The organism is Citrobacter sp. CK198, assembly GCF_030333295.1.
In the GTDB taxonomy this organism is placed as follows: domain Bacteria; phylum Pseudomonadota; class Gammaproteobacteria; order Enterobacterales; family Enterobacteriaceae; genus Citrobacter_B; species Citrobacter_B koseri.
In genome coordinates this window covers 1-23573 of record NZ_JAOWGE010000007.1, presented here as the reverse complement: position 1 = coordinate 23573, position 23573 = coordinate 1, and the positions used below count along the sequence as shown (strand labels likewise).

18 protein-coding genes and 1 pseudogene are annotated in these 23573 nt (G+C 51.3%); 7 read left to right on the top strand and 12 right to left on the bottom strand.

Annotated elements, in window-relative coordinates:
- Positions 1-11: 11 nt before the first annotated feature.
- The 3 genes from hybG to OGY62_RS00645 all read left to right on the top strand — a co-directional run bounded on the left by hybG (position 12) and on the right by OGY62_RS00645 (position 2075).
- Complete coding sequence (gene hybG, locus OGY62_RS00655) at positions 12-260, top strand: hydrogenase maturation factor HybG (RefSeq protein ID WP_012135123.1); 249 nt, start codon at positions 12-14, stop codon at positions 258-260.
- A gap of 79 nt (positions 261-339) precedes the next feature.
- Entirely contained in the window at positions 340-1392 is a 1053-nt protein-coding gene (locus tag OGY62_RS00650; RefSeq protein ID WP_283317516.1) for an ABC transporter substrate-binding protein, read from the top strand.
- Positions 1392-2075: a molybdate ABC transporter substrate-binding protein gene (locus tag OGY62_RS00645; protein ID WP_275376046.1), complete on the top strand. Its 684-nt coding sequence runs from the start codon at positions 1392-1394 to the stop codon at positions 2073-2075. The genes OGY62_RS00650 and OGY62_RS00645 overlap by 1 nt, the downstream gene beginning before the upstream one ends.
- 97 nt (positions 2076-2172) lie before the next feature.
- Here the strand turns inward: OGY62_RS00645 and yghU are convergent, their stop codons facing one another.
- On the bottom strand, positions 2173-3042 hold the full coding sequence (gene yghU, locus OGY62_RS00640; RefSeq protein ID WP_286458862.1) for a glutathione-dependent disulfide-bond oxidoreductase: 870 nt from the start codon (positions 3040-3042) through the stop codon (positions 2173-2175).
- Positions 3043-3263: 221 nt separating this feature from the next.
- On the opposite strand from yghU, the gene OGY62_RS00635 reads away from it, so the two are divergent.
- The 3 genes from OGY62_RS00635 (at position 3264) to OGY62_RS00625 (ending at position 8811) form a co-directional block, all read left to right on the top strand.
- Entirely contained in the window at positions 3264-5552 is a 2289-nt protein-coding gene (locus OGY62_RS00635; RefSeq protein ID WP_286458861.1) for an FdhF/YdeP family oxidoreductase, read from the top strand.
- 158 nt (positions 5553-5710) lie between these two features.
- Positions 5711-7573: a bifunctional glutathionylspermidine amidase/synthase gene (gss, locus tag OGY62_RS00630; RefSeq protein ID WP_286458860.1), complete on the top strand. Its 1863-nt coding sequence runs from the start codon at positions 5711-5713 to the stop codon at positions 7571-7573.
- A gap of 182 nt (positions 7574-7755) precedes the next feature.
- Positions 7756-8811: an NAD(P)-dependent alcohol dehydrogenase gene (locus OGY62_RS00625; protein WP_012135116.1), complete on the top strand. Its 1056-nt coding sequence runs from the start codon at positions 7756-7758 to the stop codon at positions 8809-8811.
- A gap of 51 nt (positions 8812-8862) precedes the next feature.
- Here the strand turns inward: OGY62_RS00625 and OGY62_RS00620 are convergent, their stop codons facing one another.
- Together OGY62_RS00620 and OGY62_RS00615 are read right to left on the bottom strand one after the other, a co-directional pair.
- Positions 8863-9840: an AraC family transcriptional regulator gene (locus OGY62_RS00620; protein WP_286458859.1), complete on the bottom strand. Its 978-nt coding sequence runs from the start codon at positions 9838-9840 to the stop codon at positions 8863-8865.
- A gap of 107 nt (positions 9841-9947) precedes the next feature.
- Positions 9948-10778: an alpha/beta fold hydrolase gene (locus tag OGY62_RS00615; RefSeq protein ID WP_012135114.1), complete on the bottom strand. Its 831-nt coding sequence runs from the start codon at positions 10776-10778 to the stop codon at positions 9948-9950.
- A gap of 188 nt (positions 10779-10966) precedes the next feature.
- Between OGY62_RS00615 and OGY62_RS00610 the strand changes: the two genes are divergently transcribed.
- Complete coding sequence (locus OGY62_RS00610) at positions 10967-11392, top strand: MerR family transcriptional regulator (RefSeq protein WP_047461225.1); 426 nt, start codon at positions 10967-10969, stop codon at positions 11390-11392.
- A gap of 54 nt (positions 11393-11446) precedes the next feature.
- Here the strand turns inward: OGY62_RS00610 and OGY62_RS00605 are convergent, their stop codons facing one another.
- The 9 genes and pseudogenes from OGY62_RS00605 to OGY62_RS00565 form a co-directional block, all read right to left on the bottom strand.
- Positions 11447-12460: a fimbrial protein gene (locus OGY62_RS00605; protein WP_047461228.1), complete on the bottom strand. Its 1014-nt coding sequence runs from the start codon at positions 12458-12460 to the stop codon at positions 11447-11449.
- Positions 12461-12477: 17 nt separating this feature from the next.
- Positions 12478-14979: a fimbria/pilus outer membrane usher protein gene (locus tag OGY62_RS00600; RefSeq protein ID WP_286458858.1), complete on the bottom strand. Its 2502-nt coding sequence runs from the start codon at positions 14977-14979 to the stop codon at positions 12478-12480.
- Between the two features lie 11 nt (positions 14980-14990).
- A complete protein-coding gene (locus tag OGY62_RS00595) occupies positions 14991-15668 on the bottom strand; it encodes a fimbrial biogenesis chaperone (RefSeq protein ID WP_012135110.1) in 678 nt (225 codons plus the stop codon).
- A gap of 46 nt (positions 15669-15714) precedes the next feature.
- Complete coding sequence (locus OGY62_RS00590) at positions 15715-16233, bottom strand: fimbrial protein (RefSeq protein WP_012135109.1); 519 nt, start codon at positions 16231-16233, stop codon at positions 15715-15717.
- 72 nt (positions 16234-16305) lie between these two features.
- Positions 16306-16878, bottom strand: a complete 573-nt coding sequence (locus tag OGY62_RS00585; RefSeq protein WP_012135108.1) for a helix-turn-helix transcriptional regulator — start codon at positions 16876-16878, stop codon at positions 16306-16308.
- Positions 16879-17334: 456 nt separating this feature from the next.
- Positions 17335-20517: a response regulator gene (locus OGY62_RS00580; protein WP_286458856.1), complete on the bottom strand. Its 3183-nt coding sequence runs from the start codon at positions 20515-20517 to the stop codon at positions 17335-17337.
- Positions 20517-21140, bottom strand: coding sequence for an acid-sensing system DNA-binding response regulator EvgA (gene evgA / locus OGY62_RS00575; RefSeq protein ID WP_502873546.1), 624 nt, complete (start codon positions 21138-21140; stop codon positions 20517-20519). The genes OGY62_RS00580 and evgA overlap by 1 nt, the downstream gene beginning before the upstream one ends.
- A gap of 513 nt (positions 21141-21653) precedes the next feature.
- A pseudogene (locus OGY62_RS00570) lies at positions 21654-21938 on the bottom strand (ISAs1 family transposase); the annotation flags it as partial.
- Between the two features lie 896 nt (positions 21939-22834).
- Positions 22835-23573 (bottom strand): hypothetical protein (locus OGY62_RS00565; protein WP_286458853.1); only part of this gene is annotated, 739 nt, incomplete at its 5' end.

Genomic DNA, 23573 nt, shown 5'->3' with positions numbered 1-23573 from the left:
GGTGGTTAACTATGTGTATTGGAGTCCCGGGGCAGGTTCTGTCCGTTGGTGAAGATATTCACCAGCTTGCGCAGGTTGAAGTGTGCGGCATCAAGCGTGATGTGAATATTGCCCTGATCTGCGAAGACAGCCCTGCAACGCTGGTGGGGCAGTGGGTGTTGGTGCATGTGGGATTTGCCATGAGCATCATTGATGAAGAAGAAGCCAAAGCCACATTAGACGCGCTACGCCGAATGGAGTATGACGTTACCAGCGCCTGATAATCCCTGAAGGCAATCTATCAAGCGGCCTTGCAATCGTTGTATACTAATATATATATCGATTGTGAGGACATCTCCCATGTTTAAATCCTTACGCCAGCTCTCCCTGCTGGCGTTGCTTTTTTCCCTGCCGTTTATGGCTCAGGCCGAGCGTACGTTTACCGATCAGATTGGTCGCCAGGTTACCGTCCCGGATACGGTGGATCGCGTGGTGGTACTCCAGCATCAGACGCTGAATTTGCTGGTGCAGATGAACGCTACCGACAAAATTGTTGGCGTGATGGCGAACTGGAAACAACAGCTTGGCGACGGTTATGCCCGCCTGGCGCCGGAGCTGACAACGAAAGCCGCGTTGGGTGATTTAACCCACGTTGATGCGGAAAAACTGGTCGCGCTGCATCCGCAGGTGGTGTTTGTCACTAACTATGCGCCGCAGGAAATGATCGACAAAATCAGCAGCCTGGGCATTTCGGTGGTGGCGATTTCTCTGCGCCATGATGCGGCGGGCGAACAGGCTAAAATGAACCCGACAATGACGGATGAAGAACAGGCTTACGATCAAGGGTTGCGTGAAGGGATCACGCTGATCGGCGATATCGTCAATAAACCTGACGAAGCAAAAACGCTGATTGCCGCAACGGATGAGGGGCGCAAGATGGTGAGCGATCGCCTGAAAAACATCCCGGAAGATCAACGCGTTCGCGCCTATATGGCGAACCCGGAACTGACCACCTACGGCTCCGGTAAATATACTGGCCTGATGATGGCGCACGCGGGGGCGTTGAACGTGGCGGCATCGACCATTAAAGGCTTTAAGCAGGTCGCGATGGAACAGGTTATCGCCTGGAATCCGCAGGTGATTTTTGTTCAGGATCGCTATCCGAAAGTGGTGGATGAGATCCTGCAAAGCCCGCAGTGGCAGGTGATTGATGCGGTGAAAAATCATCGCGTCTATCTGATGCCGGACTACGCGAAGGCCTGGGGCTATCCGATGCCGGAAGCGATGGGCATTGGCGAGCTGTGGATGGCGAAAAAACTCTATCCGCAGAAATTCCAGGATATTGATATGCGCAAGGTCGCCAATGACTGGTATCAGCGTTTTTATCGCACTGACTATCAGGGCGTTGACTGATGAAAATCCTTGCCGCAGGCAGCTTGCGTGCCGTCTGGCAACCGCTAATGGCCTGTTTTCAGGCAGAGACGATCCGCTGTGATTTTGGCCCGGCGGGATTGCTGCGTGAACGGATTGAAGCCGGTGAGCCGTGCGACTTTTTCGCCTCGGCTAATGTGGCGCATCCGCAGGCGCTGCTGGCGAGCGGGCGGGCGCTGTCGGTTTCGTCCTTTGCGCTGAATCGCCTCTGCCTGACCGTGCGTGCTGACGTTATGCGGGAGGGCGACGACTGGCGGTCGTTGCTGATGCGCGAGGATCTGCGAATTGGCACATCAACGCCGGGCTGCGATCCTTCCGGTGATTACACGCAACAGCTTTTTTCGCGAATGGGAGCCGTCGGCGAGGCGATCCGCTCGCGTGCTGTGGCGCTGGTCGGCGGCCGCGATTCTTTGCCGCTTCCCGCCGGAGCGCTGGCGGCGCAATGGTTAATCGACCACGATCACACGGATGTTTTTATTGGTTATGCCAGCTATGCCCCCAGACTGCGGCAAATCAGTACCCTGCGCGTGGTTGATATTCCTGAACCGTATAATCCGATCGCTGAGTACGCGTTTGCCTGTCTGACGGCGCGCGGAAAACCGCTTGCCGAATTTCTGCTTTCCACTCCGGCAGGACTGATTCTCATGCAACATGGGTTTAATTAAACGCCGACTATCACAAACCCGTGGGCCTGATAAACGAAGCGCCATCAGGCAATATAACGCCTGATGGCGACATTAAAATCTCATCCGGCGTCACGGTTTAGCTCTGACGCTTATCTTCGGTTTGTGTGTCGAAGTCGCTGGCGTCGTGACGCTCATGAAGCTGCTCGTTGAGCGGCCCGTTGGTGCGGTTCACAATGCGCCCGCGTTTGACCGCCGGACGTTCCGCAATCTCTTTCGCCCAGCGCTGTACGTGCTTATAGCTTCCCGCATCCAGAAATTCTGCGGCGTCATACACGTTGCCGAGCACGACATTGCCAAACCACGGCCAGACAGCCATATCGGCAATGGTGTACTCATCGCCCGCCACATACGGATGACGCGCCAGCTGCTTATCCAGCACGTCCAGCAGACGCTTGGCTTCCATCGTAAAACGGTTGATCGCGTACTCTATTTTCACCGGCGCGTAGTTGTAGAAGTGACCAAAGCCGCCGCCGAGGAACGGCGCCGCCCCTTGGAGCCAGAACAACCAGTTCAGGGTTTCGGTACGTTTAGCGAGATCCTGCGGCAGGAAATAACCAAATTTTTCCGCCAGGTAGAGCAGGATTGCGCCGGACTCAAAGACACGCAGCGGCGGGTTTTGCGAGTGGTCGCGCAGCACCGGGATTTTTGAGTTTGGGTTCACATCGACAAAACCGCTGGAGAACTGATCGCCGTCGCCAATGCGAATCAGCCAGGCGTCATACTCTGCGCCCGTCACGCCCTGCGCCAGCAACTCCTCCAGCATGATGGTCACTTTCTGGCCGTTTGGCGTTCCCAGGGAGTAGAGCTGTAGCGGATGCTTGCCGACGGGCAACGTCTTGTCGTGAGTCGGGCCAGAAACGGGACGGTTGATATTGGCGAATGCGCCGCCGCCTGCGGATTTATCCCACGTCCATACTTTTGCGGGTTGATAAGTATTCTCTGACATGTTGACCTGCCTTCTGGGTTGGTGTGTTGAAGCAGTGTAGCAGTCGGAGGCCATGCGGTTTAACAGATTGGGACATTAAGCGCCGGTTTTTTCGCTGGAAGGGGAACACAATATAACTCGTTAATTGTAGCCCGCCTGTACTCCATCAAGAGGAAATCAATATCAGACGGAAATTGTTACCGTACTCGCCATTAAAAATTGGCAGTGAATAAGCAGTAACAATGAAAAATGGTGTTCCAGGAGTAAGCGGTTATCAGGGCCCGGCGGGCGGCTGGGGAGCCGTGAAGGCAGTCTCTGCGTCGGTGTTTTCCCAAAAGGCCGTCACGCGCGATATTATCGCGATGTTCAAAATGAATCAGGTCAAAGGCTTTGACTGCCCTGGCTGCGCATGGCCTGACCCTGGCCATCGGGCGCCGATGGAACTTTGTGAGAATGGCGTCAAAGCGGTCTCCTGGGAAACCACCAGCAAGAAAGCCTCACCGGCGTTTTTCCGTCGTCATCCGGTGTCCACCTTATGGCAGTACAGTGATTACGAGCTGGAAAATATTGGCCGCCTGACGCACCCGATGAAATATGATGCGGTAACCGATACCTGGCAAGCCGTGGAATGGGACATCGCGTTTCAGGAAATAGGCGAACGCCTGCGCAGCTACGATTCCCCGGAACAGGTAGAGTTTTATACCTCCGGCAGAACCTCGAATGAAGCGGCGTTCCTGTATCAGCTGTTTGCCCGCGAATACGGCAGCAACAACTTCCCGGACTGTTCCAATATGTGCCACGGCCCGACCAGCGCAGGGCTGACGCGCGCTATTGGTCTGGGGAAAGGCACCGTTGAACTGGCGGATTTTGACCACTGCGATCTGGTGATTTGCATCGGGCATAATCCGGGAACCAACCATCCTCGTATGCTGACCACGCTGCGCGATGTGGCAAAGCGCGGCGCCAAAATTATCGCTATCAATCCGCTGGCGGAGCGAGGACTTGAGCGCTTTAGCTTCCCGCAAAGCCCTAAAGAGATGCTTACCGGCCAGGCGACCGAACTCAGCAGCAGCTACTACCAGGTGAAAATGGGCGGCGATGCGTCGCTGCTCAAAGGCATGATGAAGGCGCTGATTGAAATGGATGAGGCGCGGGTGCTGCTAAACCAGCAGCCTTGCCTCGATCATGAGTTTATTGCTGCGCATACCGCCGGTTATCAGGCGCTGTATGATGACCTGCGCCAGTGCCACTGGGCGGAACTGGAAGCGGATTCAGGTCTGACGCGCAGCCAGATGGAAGATTTAGCGCACAGCTACAATAAATCGCGCGCCACCATCATTTGCTACGGCCTGGGGATCACCCAGCATAAAAACGGCACCGGGAATGTGCAGCAGCTGGTTAACCTGCTGTTGCTGAAAGGCAATATCGGAAAGCCGGGCGCGGGTATCTGCCCGTTGCGTGGGCATTCCAATGTGCAGGGCGACCGTTCGGTTGGGATTAACGAAGCGGCGTCGGACGCCTTCCTGCAACGCCTTGAAGCGCGTTTTGCCATTACCGTTCCTCGTCAACACGGCCGCGCCAGCGTGGAGAGCATTCGGGCGATAGAGCGGGGCGAGGCTAAGGCGTTAATCTGCATGGGCGGCAATCTGGCCGTGGCGATGCCGCAGCCGCAGCGGACGTTTGCGGCGATGCAAAAGCTGGATATGCAGGTGCATGTGGCAACCAAACTGAACCGCTCGCACCTGCTGCTGGCGAAGCATAACTATCTGCTGCCCGCGTTGGGCAGAACGGAGCGCGACCTTCAGGCGACAGGGATTCAGTCCGTCACCGTCGAGGATTCAATGTCGATGGTGCACGCCTCCTGCGGCTCTCTGAAACCGGCTTCGCCGTGGCTGAAATCGGAACCTGCGATTGTGGCGGGAATGGCACGCGCCACGCTTACGCGTTCGCCGGTGAACTGGGAAGAGATGGTGGGAAACTATGCTCTGATCCGCGACGCCATTGAAGCCGTTATTCCGGCGTTTCATGACTACAATGCCCGCATTGCCGCGCCGGGCGGATTTCGCATGGACACGCCTGCCTCGCGCCGTGAGTGGCATACCGGGAATGGCAAAGCCAACTTTGTCGTTAGCCAGCAGCGCGCCGTTGAGCGTCAGCAGCAACCCGCTGATGCGCTGGTGCTGGCAACGCTGCGCAGCCACGATCAGTACAACACCACCATTTATGGCCTGAATGACCGTTATCGCGGCATTACCGGCCGCCGTGACGTCGTGTTTTTAAATGCGGCGGAAGCCAGGGCGCGCGGGCTGGCGCAGGGCGATGTGGTGACCATTCAGGCGCTGGACGATCATGGCCGCCCTTGTGAGGATCGCGCGATGTGCGGGCTGACGGTCGTGATCTACAACATGGCGGCAGGATCGATTGGCGCCTATCTGCCGGAAGCGAATGTGCTGTTGTCTCTGGATGCAGTCGATAGCGAAAGCCTGACGCCAGCCTATAAGAGCGTGCCGGTGGTTATCAATAAAACATAACATCGTTCCCGCTATGAATTTTTTGTCTCTGTGCGCCGTCTGGCCGGGTAGAGGTGTATGATGAATCGACCTCTGTCCGGTTAGTGTTATTGAGCAGGCAAGCAGAGCGAAAAATTCACGCCATACTGCTCAGGCTGTATTGTTTTGAGGTAAGGTGCATGAGCAAAGGAACGACCCGTCAGGATGCCCCATTCGGGACATTATTGGGCTACGCCCCCGGTGGCGTAGCAATCTACTCTTCAGATTACAGCTCCCTCGACCCACGGGAATACAGCGATGATGCCGCGTTTCGCAGCTACATCGGCAACGAGTATATGGGCCATAAATGGCAGTGCGTTGAGTTCGCCCGCCGCTTTCTCTTTCTCAATTATGGGGTTGTGTTCACGGATGTCGGCATGGCGTGGGAGATCTTCTCGCTGCGTTTCCTGCGCGAAGTGGTGAACGACAACATCCTGCCGTTACAGGCGTTCCCCAATGGTTCGCCCCGCGCGCCGGTCGCTGGCGCGCTGCTTATCTGGCAAAACGGCGGCGAGTTTAAAGATACCGGCCATGTGGCGATCATTACCCAGTTGCTGGACAACAAGATCCGTATCGCCGAACAGAATGTGACCCACACGCCGCTGCCCCCAGGGCAACAGTGGACCCGCGAGCTGGATATGGTGGTGGAAAACGGCTGCTATACCCTGCGCGATACCTTTGATGACACCACGATCCTCGGCTGGATGATTCAGACCGAGGACACGCAGTACAGCCTGCCTCAACCAGACATCGCCAACGATTCACTGAAGATTCGCGGCGCGCGGCTGGAAGAGAAAGGGCAGTTTGACGGCAAATGGCTGGATGAGCGGGACCCGCTGCAAAAAGCCTATGTGCTGGCGAACGGGCATGTGATTAATCAGGACCCGCATCAGTATTTCACCATTACGGAAAGCGCCGAGCAGGAGCTGATTAAAGCCACCAACGAGCTGCATCTGATGTACCTGCATGCCACCGACAAGGTGCTGAAAGACGATAACCTGCTGGCGCTGTTCGACATTCCGAAAATCCTCTGGCCGCGTTTGCGCCTCTCCTGGCAGCGTCGTCGCCACCATATGATCACCGGTCGTATGGATTTCTGTATGGATGAACGCGGCCTGAAGGTGTACGAGTACAACGCCGATTCCGCATCATGCCATACCGAAGCGGGGCTGATCCTCGAACGCTGGGCCGAAAAGGGCTACACCGGGAAGGGGCATAATCCGGCGGAAGGGTTGATCAACGAACTGGCGGGTGCATGGAAACACAGCCTCGCGCGTCCTTTCGTCCACATCATGCAGGATAAGGACATTGAGGAGAACTATCACGCCCAGTTTATGCAGCAGGCGCTGCGCCAGGCCGGGTTTGAAAGCAAAATTCTCCGGGGACTGGATGCGCTGCGTTGGGACGATGCCGGTCAGCTGATTGACGGCGATGGCCGCCTGGTGAACTGCGTCTGGAAAACCTGGGCGTGGGAAACCGCAATTGAACAGGTGCGTGAAGTCAGCGAGACGGAATACGCCGCCGTGCCGATTCGTACCGGCCATCCTGAAAATGAAGTGCGGTTGATTGATGTGCTATTGCGACCGGAAGTGCTGGTGTTTGAACCGCTGTGGACGGTGATCCCCGGCAATAAGGCTATTTTGCCTATCCTGTGGTCGCTCTTCCCGCATCACCGCTATTTGCTGGATACCGATTTCACGGTTAATGACGAACTGGCGCGCACCGGTTATGCGGTGAAACCGATCGCCGGGCGCTGCGGCAGCAATATCGATCTGGTGAGCCATCAGGAAGAGTTACTCGATAAAACCAGTGGGAAATTTGCCGCGCAGAAAAACATTTATCAGCAGTTGTGGTGTCTGCCAAACGTGGCCGGGAAGTATATTCAGGTCTGCACTTTCACCGTTGGCGGCAACTATGGCGGTACGTGCCTGCGTGGCGATGATTCGCTGGTTATCAAAAAAGAGAGCGATATCGAGCCGTTAATTGTGGAAAAAGGGGAATAGCCTCTTCTGAAAAAGAGCCCGGGGCGTGATGCGCCAGCGTCTGCCCGGGCCATTCAATGACAGGGGATGCGTGACAGACGTTCTGTCGGGAGTATCAGGCAATCATCCGGCAGGATTAGGCTCACTCTGCCATTCATCAAACCGCTACAGTTTCAGGTGGAAAACAAACAACTGGAGCTGCTATGAAAACCATCGGTTATGCTGCATTAAACGCGACTACGCCACTGGCCCCTTTTACGTTTGAACGACGCGCATTGCGTGCCAATGATGTGGCGATCGAAATCCTGTGGTCAGGCGTCTGTCACAGCGATCTGCATCAAACCCGTGACGACTGGAAAGAGTGGGGCGCGACGATTTACCCCTGTATTCCCGGACACGAAATTATTGGCCGGGTGATTGATGTCGGCAGTAAAGTGACGCGTTATCAGGTCGGGCAACAGGTGGCGGTCGGAACCCTTGTCGATAGCTGTCAGGAGTGCGATCAGTGCCGCAGGCACGAAGAGCAAATGTGCCGTGAGTTTCCGACGGTGACCTATAACGGGCGTGACCGCATCTCAGGAGACGTCACTTACGGCGGTTACTCAAAACATATCGTGGTTCGCGAGGAGTTTGTCCTGAATCTGCCGGAAGGCCTTGATCCGGCCAGAGCGGCGCCGTTGCTTTGCGCGGGCATCACCGTTTACTCGCCGCTGCGGACCTGGAACGTTGGCCCCGGTTCGCGCGTTGGGGTGATTGGCATCGGTGGCCTGGGGCACCTTGCGGTTCGTCTGGCGGCCGCTTTGGGCGCAGAGGTGACGGTTATCACCCGCAGTGAGTCAAAAGCGAAAGAGGCGCATGAGCTGGGCGCCGAACACGTTCTGCTCTCGACCTCCGCAGAGGCGATGAATAACGCGGCGTCCTCTTTTGATGTGATTATTGACACCATCCCGACGCGCCATGATGTTTCACCCTACGTTCAGCTGCTTGATGTGGAAGGGGCGCTGGTTATTGTCGGTAATCTGGGGAACATGGAAGGGTTCAGCACCTTGCCGCTGATTCTGGGGCGTCGTCGCATCACGGGTTCACCGTCTGGCGGGATTGCACAAACGCAGGAGATGCTGGATTTCTGCGCCCGTAAAGGTGTGTACCCGGAGTGTGAGATCATCGATATCCAGCAGATTAATCAGGCTTTTGAGCGTATGGAGCGGGGTGATGTGAAATACCGCTTTGTGATTGATATGGCTTCACTGTCGAACTGACGGTAAGCAACGCATATCGGATCGGCTGTTTTGCGGTCCGATATGCGTGTATCAGCGCGGTATCCCGGTCAGCGTTCCCGCTTCCCGGACGCGTTCTGCGCCTTTCAGCGACTGCACTTTATCGCCGATTGGCGTGATGCCGAACAGGCGTTTGTACTCCCTGTGAAACTGACTGACGCTTTCATAACCCACTCTGATGGCCGCTGTCGAGGCATCCACATTATCTGACAACAACAGGCGTCTGGCTTCATGGAGCCGTAATTGCTTCTGATACTGCAACGGGCTCATGTTGGTCATGCGACGAAAGTGGTGATGCAGCGTCGAAACGCCCATTCCTGCAATCCCGGCCAGATCCTCCATTTTTAACGGTTGGGAATAGTGCGTGCGTAACCAGTTGATTGCGGAAGATATCCTCTGGCTGCTCGATCCCGTTAGTACGGTTTCCCGCAGCGTCATACCTGCCGGGCTGGTTAAAATGCGATACAGAATTTCCCGCTGAATCAGGTTGCCGATATACCCTCTATCCTGCGGGCGTTCTGCGAGCGTGATGTAGCGCAGTATGGCGTCAAACAAAAAGCGGTCGGCATGGCTGAGCGAGAGTCCTTCGCCTGCGAATCCCACGTCATTGCCGTGCTGTTCCATATCAACCAATACTTCGCGCGCAACAGATAAATCCAGTTCCAGCAACAGCGATATAAAAGGACGCTCGGCGCTGGCCTGCATCACTTCGGCGACGGTTGGCAGATTGACCGCCGTCAGAAGAAAACGGGATTCGTTGTACACATAGGCCGTATCGCCTAACGTGACGCGCTTTTCTCCCTGGAGGATCAGCGACACGCTGGGCTGGTAAATATAAGAAAGCGGCGGCATTGGGCCGTGGAGTTCAGCAACGCTCAGACCGGGGAACGGGCAGACGACCCGTTCCTGATGTTCGGTATATGTTCTGACTTTTGCGGTTATTTCGTGGCGCAGCGATGCGGTGTCCTGCCGCAGGCGATCATCCTGTGAGTTCGGGCGGTGATCCAGCATGGTCAGACTCCTCAACATAGGTTCGTATGTTTTAAACTGGAATGCAGCCGCCCGCGACTCCTTTTTTTGCTAATTGACTTGCCAGCTCATCCGTCGTGGTTGGTATATCAGCTATTCACAAAGGCCAGCAGGTCGGCGTTGACCCGATCTGCATGCGTGGTGGGGATGCCGTGCGGGGCTCCCTTGTACGTATTCAGCGTACCGTTTTTGAGCAGCCCGGCTGAAAGTACGCCGGAATCATGGTAGGGAACGACCTGATCGTCATCGCCGTGGATAACCAGAACCGGGATAGTGATGCGCTTGAGATCTTCCGTGAAATCCGTCTGCGAGAACGCGACGATACCGTCATAGTGCGCTTTGGCTCCCCCCATCATTCCCTGACGCCACCAGTTCCAGATGACCGCTTCAGACGGACTGGAACCCGGACGGTTGTAGCCATAGAAAGGACCCGCAGGGATATCGTAATAGAACTGCGCCCGACTGGCGGCCAGCTGCGCCTGGAAGTCGTCAAACACCGACCGGGGCGTACCCTGCGGATTGCTGTCGGTTTTTACCATCAATGGCGGAACTGCGCTGATCAGCACGGCCCTGGAGACGTTATCTTCGCCGTGACGCACGATATAGCGCACGACCTCGCCACCGCCGGTTGAATGCCCGACGTGCATTGCGCCCTGGACGCCTAAATGCTTAACGACTGCGGCAACGTCATCGGCATAATGATCCATGTCATGACCGTCCCACACCTGGCTGGAACGTCCATGACCACGCCTGTCGTGCGCGACGACCCTGAACCCCTTGTCCACGAAAAACAGCATCTGAGCATCCCAGTCGTCGCTGGAGAGCGGCCAGCCGTGGTGGAAGAAGATCACTTTTCCCTCTTTCGGTCCCCAGTCCTTATAGAAAATGTCAACGCCATCGCTGGTTGTTACGTAACCCATATCGTTTCTCCGGTTCAGTAAGTTGTTAAAGGGAGAGACTTGTCTTGCGCGTAGCGCCAGGACGTTGGCTCCCGAAAAAAGGAGAAACGTCAGGGTCTGCGCGCGCGTCCGGCAACGATCTTCTGTTGACCGTTTAGAGAGTATAAGTTTAAAGTTAACTTTAAGGTCAAGGGAGGTCTGTAAACGGTATGAAGATTGGTGAACTGGCAAAAGTAACGGGGCTTACGCCCTCCCGTATTCGGTTTTACGAAGCAGAAGGGCTGATCAGCCCTCCACAGCGTCAGAGCAACGGGTATCGTAATTATTCGGCGGAGGTGGCGAATCTGCTGAAGATTATTGATAACGCTCAGCGTGCCGGTTTTTCACTTGGGCAGATCCGCTGCTTTTTACCGCAGGAGCAGAAAAAGTGGGATCACGAGGGGCTGATACAATCCCTGGAGAAGCGTATCGCGGAGATCGAACTCATGCAGAAGCAGCTTGAAGAGAGCAAGAGCGAGTTGCTGAGTCTGATCGCCAGTATTGCAAACCGGCCTGACGGGATTTCCTGTGAGGACAACATGCAGCGGCTGATAGGGCAATTGCGTAATCCGGCGACCGCCACGGAAAACCGGTAAAATAAATGGCGAGGGGACGTGGTTCAGCTTCGGTCTTGCCGCCCCCTCACTGTCTTATTGGTATGTCATGGTAAATGACAAAACGCCATTCGCTGCACCGGTCGTGATGGTGTCTCCGGTCTGGTAATAACGCGCTTTCAGCGGTACCGTGAATCCGCCGCCGGAGGATGAGGTGCCAACGGCGACATCTGAACCCAGCGCCATCGGCTGATTGTTATAAAGTAATTGGATTCCCACGCCCGTGGCGGCATTATTTCCGCCAATGGTTTTCAGCACGCCTTTGCTCGCATCAAAAATATCGCCTTCCATCTTAACGCTGACCTTTGTTCCGGCATTACAAACCATCGGCAGATCGAAAGACTTTGTGTGTGCGTCTCCCGGCGTGGTGCCTTTGCCATTAAAGGCTTGTTTATCTACGTCCTGCATATTCACGGGGATAAACGTCGTTTGTAGATTACAGGCTGGCGTGGTAACCGTGAACGCGTTGATATTGACGGAAGATTCGGGTGAATGCCACAGCAGCGCGTTATTTAACATAACCAGCGATCCCACGGTTCTTGCCGTTATGGTTCCAGACCCGGTTTCGGCTGCTGTCTTATAAAATGTCACGATAACCACGCCATCCAAATTGCTGTTCACCATCCCCGCCATATTTTCACAGAGCTTAGCGGTATTTATGTCTCCCCGTATGGTATTGCTTCCCGTAACGGTCACGATGCCTGCGGCACATTTTGTCGTTGCGGCGGACAGGGAATACCCCACGCCGCTAATGTTCGTTTTATATATCTGACGCCCGTTGAGTGACGAATCGAATGTGCCAATGGCTCTGATACCAAAAATCTGCCTAGATATAACGCCCTCAGCGGAGTCCCAACAGTTAAAGGCATTAATTGTCGGTGTAATAACCTGTGTTCCTATTATCGAGCCTACAGGGAGATCCCGCGAGATAGTTACATTCTGCGGCGAGATCGTTGTTGTTGACGTAACCGTAGTGCAGTTCCACGCCAGGGCGGTGTGTGAAAATAATCCCAGCGAGGTAAAAATTAAGCTGATTAAAATTCGATACATTTTTCTTTCTCTCCAGATCAGTGGCATTGCGCGATGACTGTTTGCGGTTTGTCAGCGATCTGCGTTATCTGATACGTTGCCTGACAACTTCCCTCGGCCCAGTTAACGATCACGGTTCCTTTTTCCGGTACGCCGTTGAGCCAGACGCGTTTGCGATCGTCAACCATTCCTTCTGGAATGTTGTCGTGATTTTTAATACGGGTCGTCGCGCCAAACGGAATCTCTTTCCCGGTGAACTGAAGCATGACCTTATAACCGGTGACGGTAGGGTAATCAGCCAGCGCCAGCGCGCCTTTGGTTGGTACAACGGTGTAGGTGTCATTCAGCACATCGGTATGCGGGTTCAGCGATGCGGTATCTAATGACAGACTGTTCTGCCGATACGGCGTGACATACGGCACCACGGCAAAACCTCTGCTGTCGGTGTAAATCCCGCTGTTATTCGCCACTTTCACATCCGCCGCGTTGTCCGCTTTCACCAGTGCCATAGTTTCGCCAAGAGGCTGCGTGGCCGAGACGCCGTAAGGGTGAACCACAATGCCGCCCATCGCCCCAACCGACATCTGGCGGTTATCGCGAGAGTAGTTGTAACCAAGCTGATACTCGCCATGACGGCCTTTGTAATTGACGGAAGCGCTTCCCATCGCATCCGAGCCTTTGCTGTTGTAGCCCTGCTGCACATTCCAGCTCAGGTTTTTATCTTCCAGCGCTGAACCGGATAACCCCACCTGCGAAGTCGTATCGCCTTTTTTGTTGCTGTTCCCGGATACCGTCATCCAGCTGTCTGGCAGGAAACGTGAGAGCGGAATTTGCATAGTCAGAGAGACGATATGATCGTTTTCATTGTGCCGGGGGCCGCGTGAATAGCTGTAGTTCAGGCCGTAGTTGATATTGTTTATGCTGGTGTTGTAACCCACGTTAACGCTGCGCTCGGTGTCGCCGCCCCAGTAATCCTGTTGCCAGGCGGAGAGGTTTATATTTCCCCAGTCGCCAAGTCGCTGGTTCAGCGTCACCTGCGCCTTGCTGCGTTTGTTCCGTTCATAGCGCCAGCTGTTGCCTTCACGTATTGTGTCGCTCCCCATTCGAAAGGTATTCACGTCCCCGTTCGCTTCCTGGAAATCACGAAAACCTGATGAGGAATAGCGATAGCCCATCAAACTGAATGAGGTGCCTGTCGAAGCTAAGTCTTTGGCGTATTGCGCGCGTAGCGACACGCCTTCTTCTGTCTTACCGGGCATTTGCGTACGGGCGAAAGTGGCGTCAAAAGAGAGCGAGCCGAATTCACCGAACCCTTTTCCGATCCCCAGTGCTCCGGCCCAGTAATCTGCGGATGCCAGCGTGCCGCCATATATCGTGCTATCCCAGGGTAAACCGTAGCTCAGCGTGCCCTGTAGAAATTCCGGCTCTTTATCTTTGCTGTTTGCCGCGCGATATTTCCCTGCTGCCAGCGCATATTTGAACTGACCTTCGCGTTGCATCACCGGCACCGCGGAAAATGGCTGAATAAACTGATGCACCGACCCATCCGCCTCACGTACCGCCACTTCCAGATCGCCGCTGGCGGTGGTCGGGTACAGGTCGTCAATCGCGAACGGGCCTGGCGGCACATAAGATTGCCAGATAACGTTGCCACCCTGACGAATGGTGACCTGCGCGTTGGTTTGTGCAATACCGCGTACCACGGGAGCAAAACCACGGACGCTTTCCGGCATCATGCTGTCATCTGAATAAAGCTGCGCGCCGCGAAAATTCACGCTGTCGAACACACCGGCCTGCGTATAGCCATCGCCTATGCTGAACTGACTTTTCAGAGCCTTAATGTCACGCTCCAGCGATGTGCCAAGGGTGTTCCAGTGACCAGTGCCATCGTTGTTGTTATAAGTGGCGTAATGACGCAATCGCCAGGGCCCAACGTTAATACCGCTACGTAGGTTCAAATAGCTGTCGTTACTCGACTTGTCGCTGCCATGCGTGTTAGCGCCTGAGAAGTTGTAGTTCAGGAACAGCATATTCAGCCCATCATCCCACCGCTCAGGCGATACCGACCCCCGGGGATCGCGCTGTAGATACTCCTGCGGTACGGAGAGATCCAGGCGCATCCCGTCAAACTGGAAAATAAGCTGGCTGCCGGGAAGCAGTTTGCTGAGGTGTTCAACGTTCGCGGTATCTGCCATGTGCATCCATTCAGGTTGTGCATTGCGCTTAACGCCCCATTGCACCAGATCTGCACGAGTCAACACCGGTATTAACCCACTCTTACTGTCAATAAATGAAATATCCTGTGATGCCAGATAATTTCCATTTACATAGACATCAACGTGATAGACGCCAGGCACCTGCCCGTCAGCTTCATTAAAACGAGAAATATCAATATCACGCGGGATATTTCCACGGGTTTCAATAAAATCTGGAGAGAAATAATCGCCAGCCAGTACAGCAGGAGTATGCGTACACAGATAAATAAGTGTGGATAACCGAGTTAATTTAGCAAAACCCGAAACTGCATTGACATGAAACATGGCTTTGTAACCTACATTTTAAATTTATGTTCAGCCGTAATGCCTCCGAAGTCATTAATCGCACGCCACGATACTTCACCACCCGTTACCGCCGACTGAGGTAGCGATACCGTTTGAAATGGTAAAACCATTGGAGGTTTTGCTAGTTGTTTCCCATTCACCTTGATGTCGTATAGCGACACGCTATACGGCGAGGGGTTATGCACACTTAACTTTCCACCCACGCTTGAAAACGTTAGCTGCTGATACGCAAGCGAAGGGTCGCCTTTTAATCCTGCCGGACGATAAAACAGCTTCATTTTACTTTTGACCGCAATCAATAATTCATTTTTAGCATCCGGTGATGACGAAGGGATTGCTTTAATATTCAACCAGTAAACACTTTCTCTGTCCGTAGGGAGCGTGTCGCCTGATAACATAACGCGTACTGAATTCTGCGCCTGCGAATTTAATTTGAATAAAGGCGGTGTGGTGATGAATGCATTGTCACTGTCGTCGCCATTTTCACTTTTGCTTACCCATGACTGAATTAAATACGGCTTGTTATCTGGATTGTTAACGCTGATTGCCGCCTGATTGCCACTGCCGTTATAAATAAGCCGGGTGCCGCCTATTTCCACGCCGCTTATTGCCGTTGCGGAGATAAACAAAAGACCAACGGCAATCTTTTTATAGACTTTCTGAAACATGAAGAGATCCTGAGTGAATTACTCAGGGCCGCGAAGGGCCCTGCTTTTACTGGTAAATAACGGTAAACGCGGTTGAAGAGTTTGCCGTACCCGCGCCAACAGCGCCGGTTGCCATATATTTGGCAAAGTAAGTCAGTGTGTTATCAACATCTTCTTCCAGCGCTACGCTGGAGGATGCGGAACCCACAGGGATCAGCGTTGAGTTGTCCTGCTCATAAATCGCGACACCAACATTCGACGCTGTCTGCCCATTGCTCAGTGCTAAAATAGAAGGGTTAATCGTGTCGGTGATGCCATCAAAACGAATACTGGCGTTGGAAATGCTGGCCGGGCAGGATTTCAGCACAATATTAAAACGCTTCGCCGCCGCCGTTGCTCCGCTACCGCCTGAGAATGCGGTTGTCGCGACAGTCCCCAGGTTGACAGGCTGCGCAATCGCAGAGGTATCCACCACACAGGCCGTACCGGTGATGCTGCCAGTAAAACTAATTACGCCGTCAGCAGCATTTGCCGCCTGAAATACAGAGAGCGATAAAATCGCGGAAATCAGTGCAATCTTTTTCATATAAGATCCAGTTAGTTAAGTTAATATTTAAGAAATAATATACTGATGCTTTAAATGTTAATTAATAATGTGCTAATTCCCTCCAGTGAAATACTTATCTGACGAATGACATTGTCTGATTAACGAAATACTGTGTTCGCAGGTGTCCTGCTTATAACTTTCTACTCGTGCGATAGTTCGGTACAAAGATATACGATTGCCGACCTGAAGTTTAAAAACCAAACTGCGCCGGTGGGCATAAAATGTCTTAACCGTCATACCTAATTGTTTACCAATCTCATTCGCATCAAGCCCTTTTTGCATACATGAGAGCACCTCGCTTTCTCGCATTGAAAGCGTGTACTTCACCCGATAAATATATCGGGAATCATTGACAAACAGGCAGGACAGAATTTCATTAAGTCGGCTTCGCTTATCAACAAACGTAATACTCCGTAGATGTTTTAATGCATAGTAGTCAAGATCATTGCTTATAAACGCAATAATCTTCCTGTCTGCAAAAAAATGCTCTTTAACCTGCAGGAGGTTTGTTGTCTCAACATCTACTATGTAGTAATTTTCATCAATCAACTCCGATGTTAACAGCGTACTGATACCGACGATAAAAAAATAATCATCAGAAAAAACGGAGTTTGACAAATCCATAAAACTTCCCTTTTTGGCATGCCCTCTTTGGTTATTTAACGCCAGAAATTCACCTCATGTTTCTTTGTGAAATTTACAGAAAATAAAATCAGATGACACCACAAAAATAATGGATTTCGAATATAATCATAAAAACGATCGTTTCTTCTATTTGTTCCCTTTCAAAAGAACAACGATCCACTGATTGCCGTCTTTATTGAAATAAAAAACTATTTATGTGCCATAAAGATGAAATTTAACACTATCACTATTGATAGGTGTGGTTTAATGGTTTGATGTCATTTGATAGTTGAAACTTGAAATGACGGTAAAAATGGATTTTTCTTAGGAAATATCCCAGGTTTAATTAACGAAATATATTCCGTCAGAACAAGGCTAATTTTACCTGGTTAACAACGGGACAACATCAGCGGCACCTTATTTTTCTGTCAGGCGCCGCCTACGCGTGTAGGAAGGTTATGGAATGAATGTTGCGATAGCCTGATCTAATTCATCAAGTAAGGCGTCGATGCGATCAAGGTCTGTGGCAAGGTCTGCGGCGGAAATGGCGTCAGGTAGTTTATCTTCCAGCGACTGCGCTACCTTCATCAATGCCTTAACGCCCAGCAGTTGGGCAGTCCCGTTAATGCGATGAATATGGCGCTTCACGGTCAGATAATCTTCAGTATGCGCCGCTTGTCGGGCGGCGATTAAATCACGGCGGTTCTCCTGCTGTGCATCTTTTAACGCTGTAAGCATGAGCGACCGGTTGCCTTGTGCCAGCATACCCAGCATTTCGATATCAAACATCGTATTGGCTGTCTCACACATTCCTGAAAGGAAGTGCGAGATTTGCGATAACGTAATCGGCTTGAAAATACAGGCATTCATGCCTGCCGCAAGACAGCGTTCGCGTTCATGTTCTTGCGCTGAGGCGGTCAACCCCCAGATGGTGAGGTCGCGATTAAATTTCCGTACCTGACGGGTAAGTTCAATGCCGTCCATTGCGGGCATATTGAGGTCGGTAATAAGCAAATCATAATGTTGTTGCTGAAGGTGTCGTAAAGCCTCTTCGCCGTTTTCGGCTTCATCCGCAACAATACCTGACGTTGCAAGCTGGCGTTTCAGGAGCAGTCGACTGGAGGGATGATCGTCAACGATTAATACCCGCAGCGTCCCCTGAATAACGGGAGGGGGCGGGGGCGCGTCAATAGATACCGGCGTGATATCACGCGAGGTTTGCACGGGCAGGTTCAGCGTCAGGGTGGTTCCACGGTTTATTTCGCTTTGCAGCGCGATGGTTCCCCCCATTTGCGTCATCAATGCCCGGCTGATCGCTAACCCCAGGCCCGAACCGCGATGATGCTTACCCGCTTTCCCCTGACTAAAGGCGGTGAATAAACGGTTCTGTTCTTCAGTGCTAATACCCGGACCGGAGTCGTTCACCGAGAGCGCCAGCATCGCGTTGGACTTTGTCGCCGAAATCCTGACATGCCCTTGCTGCGTAAATTTAACCGCGTTGCCAATGAGGTTGGTGAGTACCTGCCCCAGCAACTGGGGGTCCAGATGCATCGCCTCTTGCGGGTCCAGCCGCGAGTCATAACGCAGGTCGATCCCTTTTTGGGCCGCCAGTGCGCTAAACAGCGTCATTTTTTCTTTTATCAGAGCATCAACATTTACCCACTGCGGAACGGTGTCTAAGAGTCCTGATTCAATCTTTTCCAGATCGAGGATCTCGCCAATCAGTTTTAACAATGATCGCGAGGCCTGGGCGGCCTGATCCACCGATGCTTTATCCTCAGGGCTGAAGCGAGCGGGGGAGAGCTGCAAGAGTTCCAGAAATCCCATAATTGCACTGACCGGCGTTCGGATCTCGTGGCTCATATGGGAAAGAAATTCCCGCTTCTCTTCATTGGCCTGCTGTGCCTTGTTTCGTTCCGCCTCCAGTAAGCGTTGAGAACGTTTCCTTTGGCGGACTTTCCGCGACAGGTAAACGGCCCACAGCAAGCTGCTCACCACCAGCAACGTCGCCAGTATCGCCACCAGATAGAACGGTCTGTTATACAACTCCCAGGTATCAATTTTGACGTCCGGCAGGCGTATCCATTTACTGACGATCTGGAAAATCTCTTTTTGCGGAATATCATCCAGGGCTTTGTCCAGGATCTGCCGAAGTTCCGGTTCGGAACGGGGAACGGCAAAACTGATTGCCGCTGGCGCTTCACCGGCAATCGGGAGCCAGGCGAGCTGATCGGGATAATAATGCTCGCTCATATAGCGGGCCGTCAGCTGATTTGAAATGGCTGCGTCCACCTTTCCCGTCGCCACGAGATTCAAGGCTACGCTGGAGTTTTCCACCTCTTTCCATTGGATGCCGGGGTGTTGGGCTTTAAGCTTTGCCAGTAACGCGTGGTCGGCGCCGATCGCCACATTCATCCCTGCCCGTAGCGTGGTTTCCTGCGTATTCTCTTTTCTGACAACGGTGACGAATTGGGTGGTAATAAAGGGATGGGTAAAGGAGAGCGCGTTTTCACGGCTCAAGTCGTAGGTTGCGGCCTGCACAATATGCCAGTTGTTTTTCTTCATTTCAGAAACCATTTCTTCGTTCGATTTGACGACAATGGTTTCAAACTGCATACCGGTTTGCAGACCGATCAGATTCAGGATATCCCCCACCACGCCCCGCGTTTCCTGGTTACTGTCGACCATAGTGTAAGGCGCAAACCACGGGTTAATGATGACACGCAGTGTGTTATGACTTTTCAGCCACTGTTTCTCTCGGTTGGTCAGGTTAAGCGGCTCTAACAGAAAGGACAGATTGCCTTTATCGATCATTGACTGGGCTATTTGCCCATGCACATTTTCATCGATGGCGCTGAGCGTGTTATTCACAATTGTCAGCAGACGTTCCTGCGTTGGCAAAAATAAAAAGGCGCTTTTTTTCTGTGGTTCAGGCCAGTATTTCACCGTCGTCAACGCGAGGCTAAATTCCTGCGATAGCCAGGTGCTGGTTGTCAGTGAGTCGCCAACAAACCAGGCGTTTTGCCCATGCGCGACGGAGCTGAGCGCTTCCTGATAGGTGGGGTAATTAATGATCTCTGCGTTAGGAAATGACTGCTGAATAAACCCCTCATCAGGATAGTGATTCACAGTAGCGACCCGGGTGCTTTGCGCACTCTGCAAGGGAACCATGACATTGGCTAACGACGTCACTAAATTTGGCCAGGAATGTACCAGCGGCTGCGAGGACAGAATGCCTTCTTCGGTGAAAGGGCGACTCTCCAGACCGGTCAATACCATATCGACTTCGCCCGCTTTCAGCGCATGAATTGCCGATTCCTGATTTTTCCAGGCTGTCACGCTGATGTGGGTGTTGAGCGAATGCTGAATCAGCGCAAGATAATCGGCATTCATCCCACGGTAACGTCCTGTAAGCGTGGTCTGCACGAGGGGCGATTGCTCTGGTTGATAAACCGCAACCTTAAGCGTTTTTTTCTGCTTCAGCCAGCGCTTATCATCCTCACTCAGATAAACAGGAACCGGCGTAATGTAATTGTAGCCCGACAACTCCAGCTCAACGGGTAGCTCATCCTGGGCATGAACGCCACGCCCGGTAATCGATAAAACAATGAGCACGAATATGAGCCATTTATTCATCATCAGGTCAGCTTATTTTGGTGGGCAAATGAGAGCAGTTCAATTAATGATTTGCAGCCTAACTTTTCCATTAACCGTGTTTTATAGGTGCTGACCGTTTTGCTGCTGATATGCATTGCATCGCCAATTTGTGAATTATCAAGACCATTAAGCATATAGCCCATCACCTTCATCTCCTGTGCCGAGAGGGATTCCAGGCGTTGTGCATCGGTTAACGCAACTGAGGGGGCTTCAAGGAAAAAAGGAAAATAGCTATAACCATTTTGCGCTGCGTTAATGGCGGCCAGAATGTTTTCCATATCCTGTTTTTTACTGATGAAAGCGTTAGCGCCCACCTGAGCGCAACGTTTGCTGTAGTAACGATCGTTTTTCGCGGACACGACGATCAGCACGCCGGTGAATTGTCGTGCTCTGAGCTTTTCTACCAGTTCGACGCCATTCACTCCGGGGATCTCGACATCCACGACAACAATATCCGCAACCGTTTTTGTTAACGCTTCCAGCGCAGTCGCCCCGTCTTCATATTCGTTGATTACAGTAATGCGCTGTTTCTCCAGCACTCCACGGATAGCCAGACGCGCGAGGGGATGATCATCCACGATAATTGCAGTGCGTAACTTACTCATATTCATCCTGAAAGTTGTCATTCTGAATACAATATATACTAACGATAATAGCCTAAACGAGACGGGAGATGGATTTATATCGTGATGACTCAGGTGGTCATCCTGGCAGAGGTATGCTCCTGTGGCGCGCAGGCAGGGTAAGATCTGTAACGAGATGAAATGGAAAGGGTAGGGACGAAAAAAATCCGGACGATGTCATAAACACCATCCGGATTCTGAATCCCTGAACGATCTGATAGAAAATGAACGATGTTCACTTTTGCACAATATGGGGTCGGGACTTGTCTTGCCCGTTAAGGATCTCACTTCTTAACGAATAGGCTCTAAAGAAGTGGTACCCGGACTTGGTGTAATCCTTTGGGCTAATGAATTGTTTTCTATTTGCTGGTGTTTTCCCTGCCGGGTAAGAGTTTTACATACTGATACTGGCGTGCTTCTTGGAAACAGTACAGCCAGAGGCTGGTTCGTGGATAGCAAAAACGCGTGATAACTCCCGGTCGGAATGAAAAGTATTGAATGGCGAAGTGTTTTCCCGTCAATAGCAATAATATCTCCATCATCTGAAGCGTGACAATCACGCATCCAGTTAATGAAACATTTATGGAATTTTTTAGGGCTTATGCAGGATACAACTCTGGCAACGGTATCATGAACCTGAATACCATTTTCAAAATCCCCGTAACTTTTTAACCAGTACAGATGAACATGACCAAAATATTCTATCTCCTGCTACTCATCAGCACCTGCGATGACGGCACAAACAGTATAAAATAATATATCGGATGATTTGTGTTTAATTCCCCTTTGCTACCGTATATCGAATTTAATAACTTCAAAAATACTCCGTAAGAATTAAAACAGATCACTCTATTTCTAGTATTGATTACTTATAGGTATAAACATACACTTAAATGATTAATATAACAGTCGGTGGAGGGGGGTATTAATTCTCAATATAAAATTTATCTTCATATTTTAAATCATAATTGTTAAGTGAATTAAGAATAAAATAGTATAGAAACTATTGGTTCCTGAGATTAGCTCAGGTTTAATGCTAACCGGTTTTACATCTAGTGGGAGTAATATTTTGTAATATAAGCTTGTTACCTCTGAGGATGTATACAGCATCGCCAAAAAATGTTCTTTCTGGTATTCAAAACTATATGTTACTGATTCTGGGGGATTTTCGATTTTACCATTTTTTTCATAATAATATCTCTGAGTCGTTTTAAGCATATTTATAGAAATTGACGTGCAAAATGAATAAAGATTTAAAACTAGTTATTAATTAAATATTGGTACATGTGGTGATTGTCAATTATGGTATATACATAAGATACATGAAACACGCATATACATAAAAAAAGATAAATATAAGCTTAAGAAACCTTGATATATTTAATTGATTGGACAGATACCATTTTATTGGTTGTCTGTCGGTGTGGGCACCATTGTTTTTTATATGAAATGTAGCTAATCGTTTAACACCACCATCTATCATTGAAAAAATAGTATAGTAAAAAAAAGCATAAATACCAAGTAGTTGTACTATTTTTAATGATGTTATACTTCTAACGTAGTGAAATATAACGTATACGGAAAGGAGATACAAGGCAATACCTAAAAAAAATCTAAATACAAGATTATTGTATAATGGAAAGACGGATTCTGTTATACGAATAATTTTACTCATACTATCCCCCGATAATAACAGTAGATGTGCCTGATAGCACTATACCCGATTTGGAAGAAGTAAACCCAAGTAGCTCTTGAATAGGGACGCTAGTAAATGGTCCAAGCTGGATATCAACATCTCCCCCTAATCCTAATATAAACGCTATTTTTCCTGACAATTGAACTTTTACCATTATATTATCAAAATCCACCCATGCCCCTCCCCCCAATCCCAAACCTGCCGACCCAGCAGTTCCATCAACAGAACCTTTCAATTTAAAATATTTTGAATCTATAGCACCTGAAAGCTGTCCTTTTGCAACAGCAGCCTCTGCCCCAAGTTCAAAGGCGGCGCCAATCCTGGCTTCGTCAAGATCGTGTGTTAATTTATAGTTACCTTTTCCTTCAGCCAACCCGATTGTACCTTCAGCTTTTGCCTCCACGTAGTCACCAGATCCTGCTTTTCCTGAACTGAGGCCTACATTTCCGGAAACGACCTCTAACTTTGCATCAACCGAGCTGGAATGTACATCTTCATTTGCAATTGTCCCTGCCTTCATTTCAGCCTTGCCGACAGTACCTCCGAGACTAATGTTAGCCCCACTGTCTCCAGTCGGATGATTTAGTTGAAAATCTACAATGCCTGCTTTCAGGTTACTCGTACCATATTGACCATGACCATCCGATAAGGCTGACACTGCATATCCTACATATGTTTTAGAATCATTTGATCCATTTGGATTTTTTACCGAGCCATCT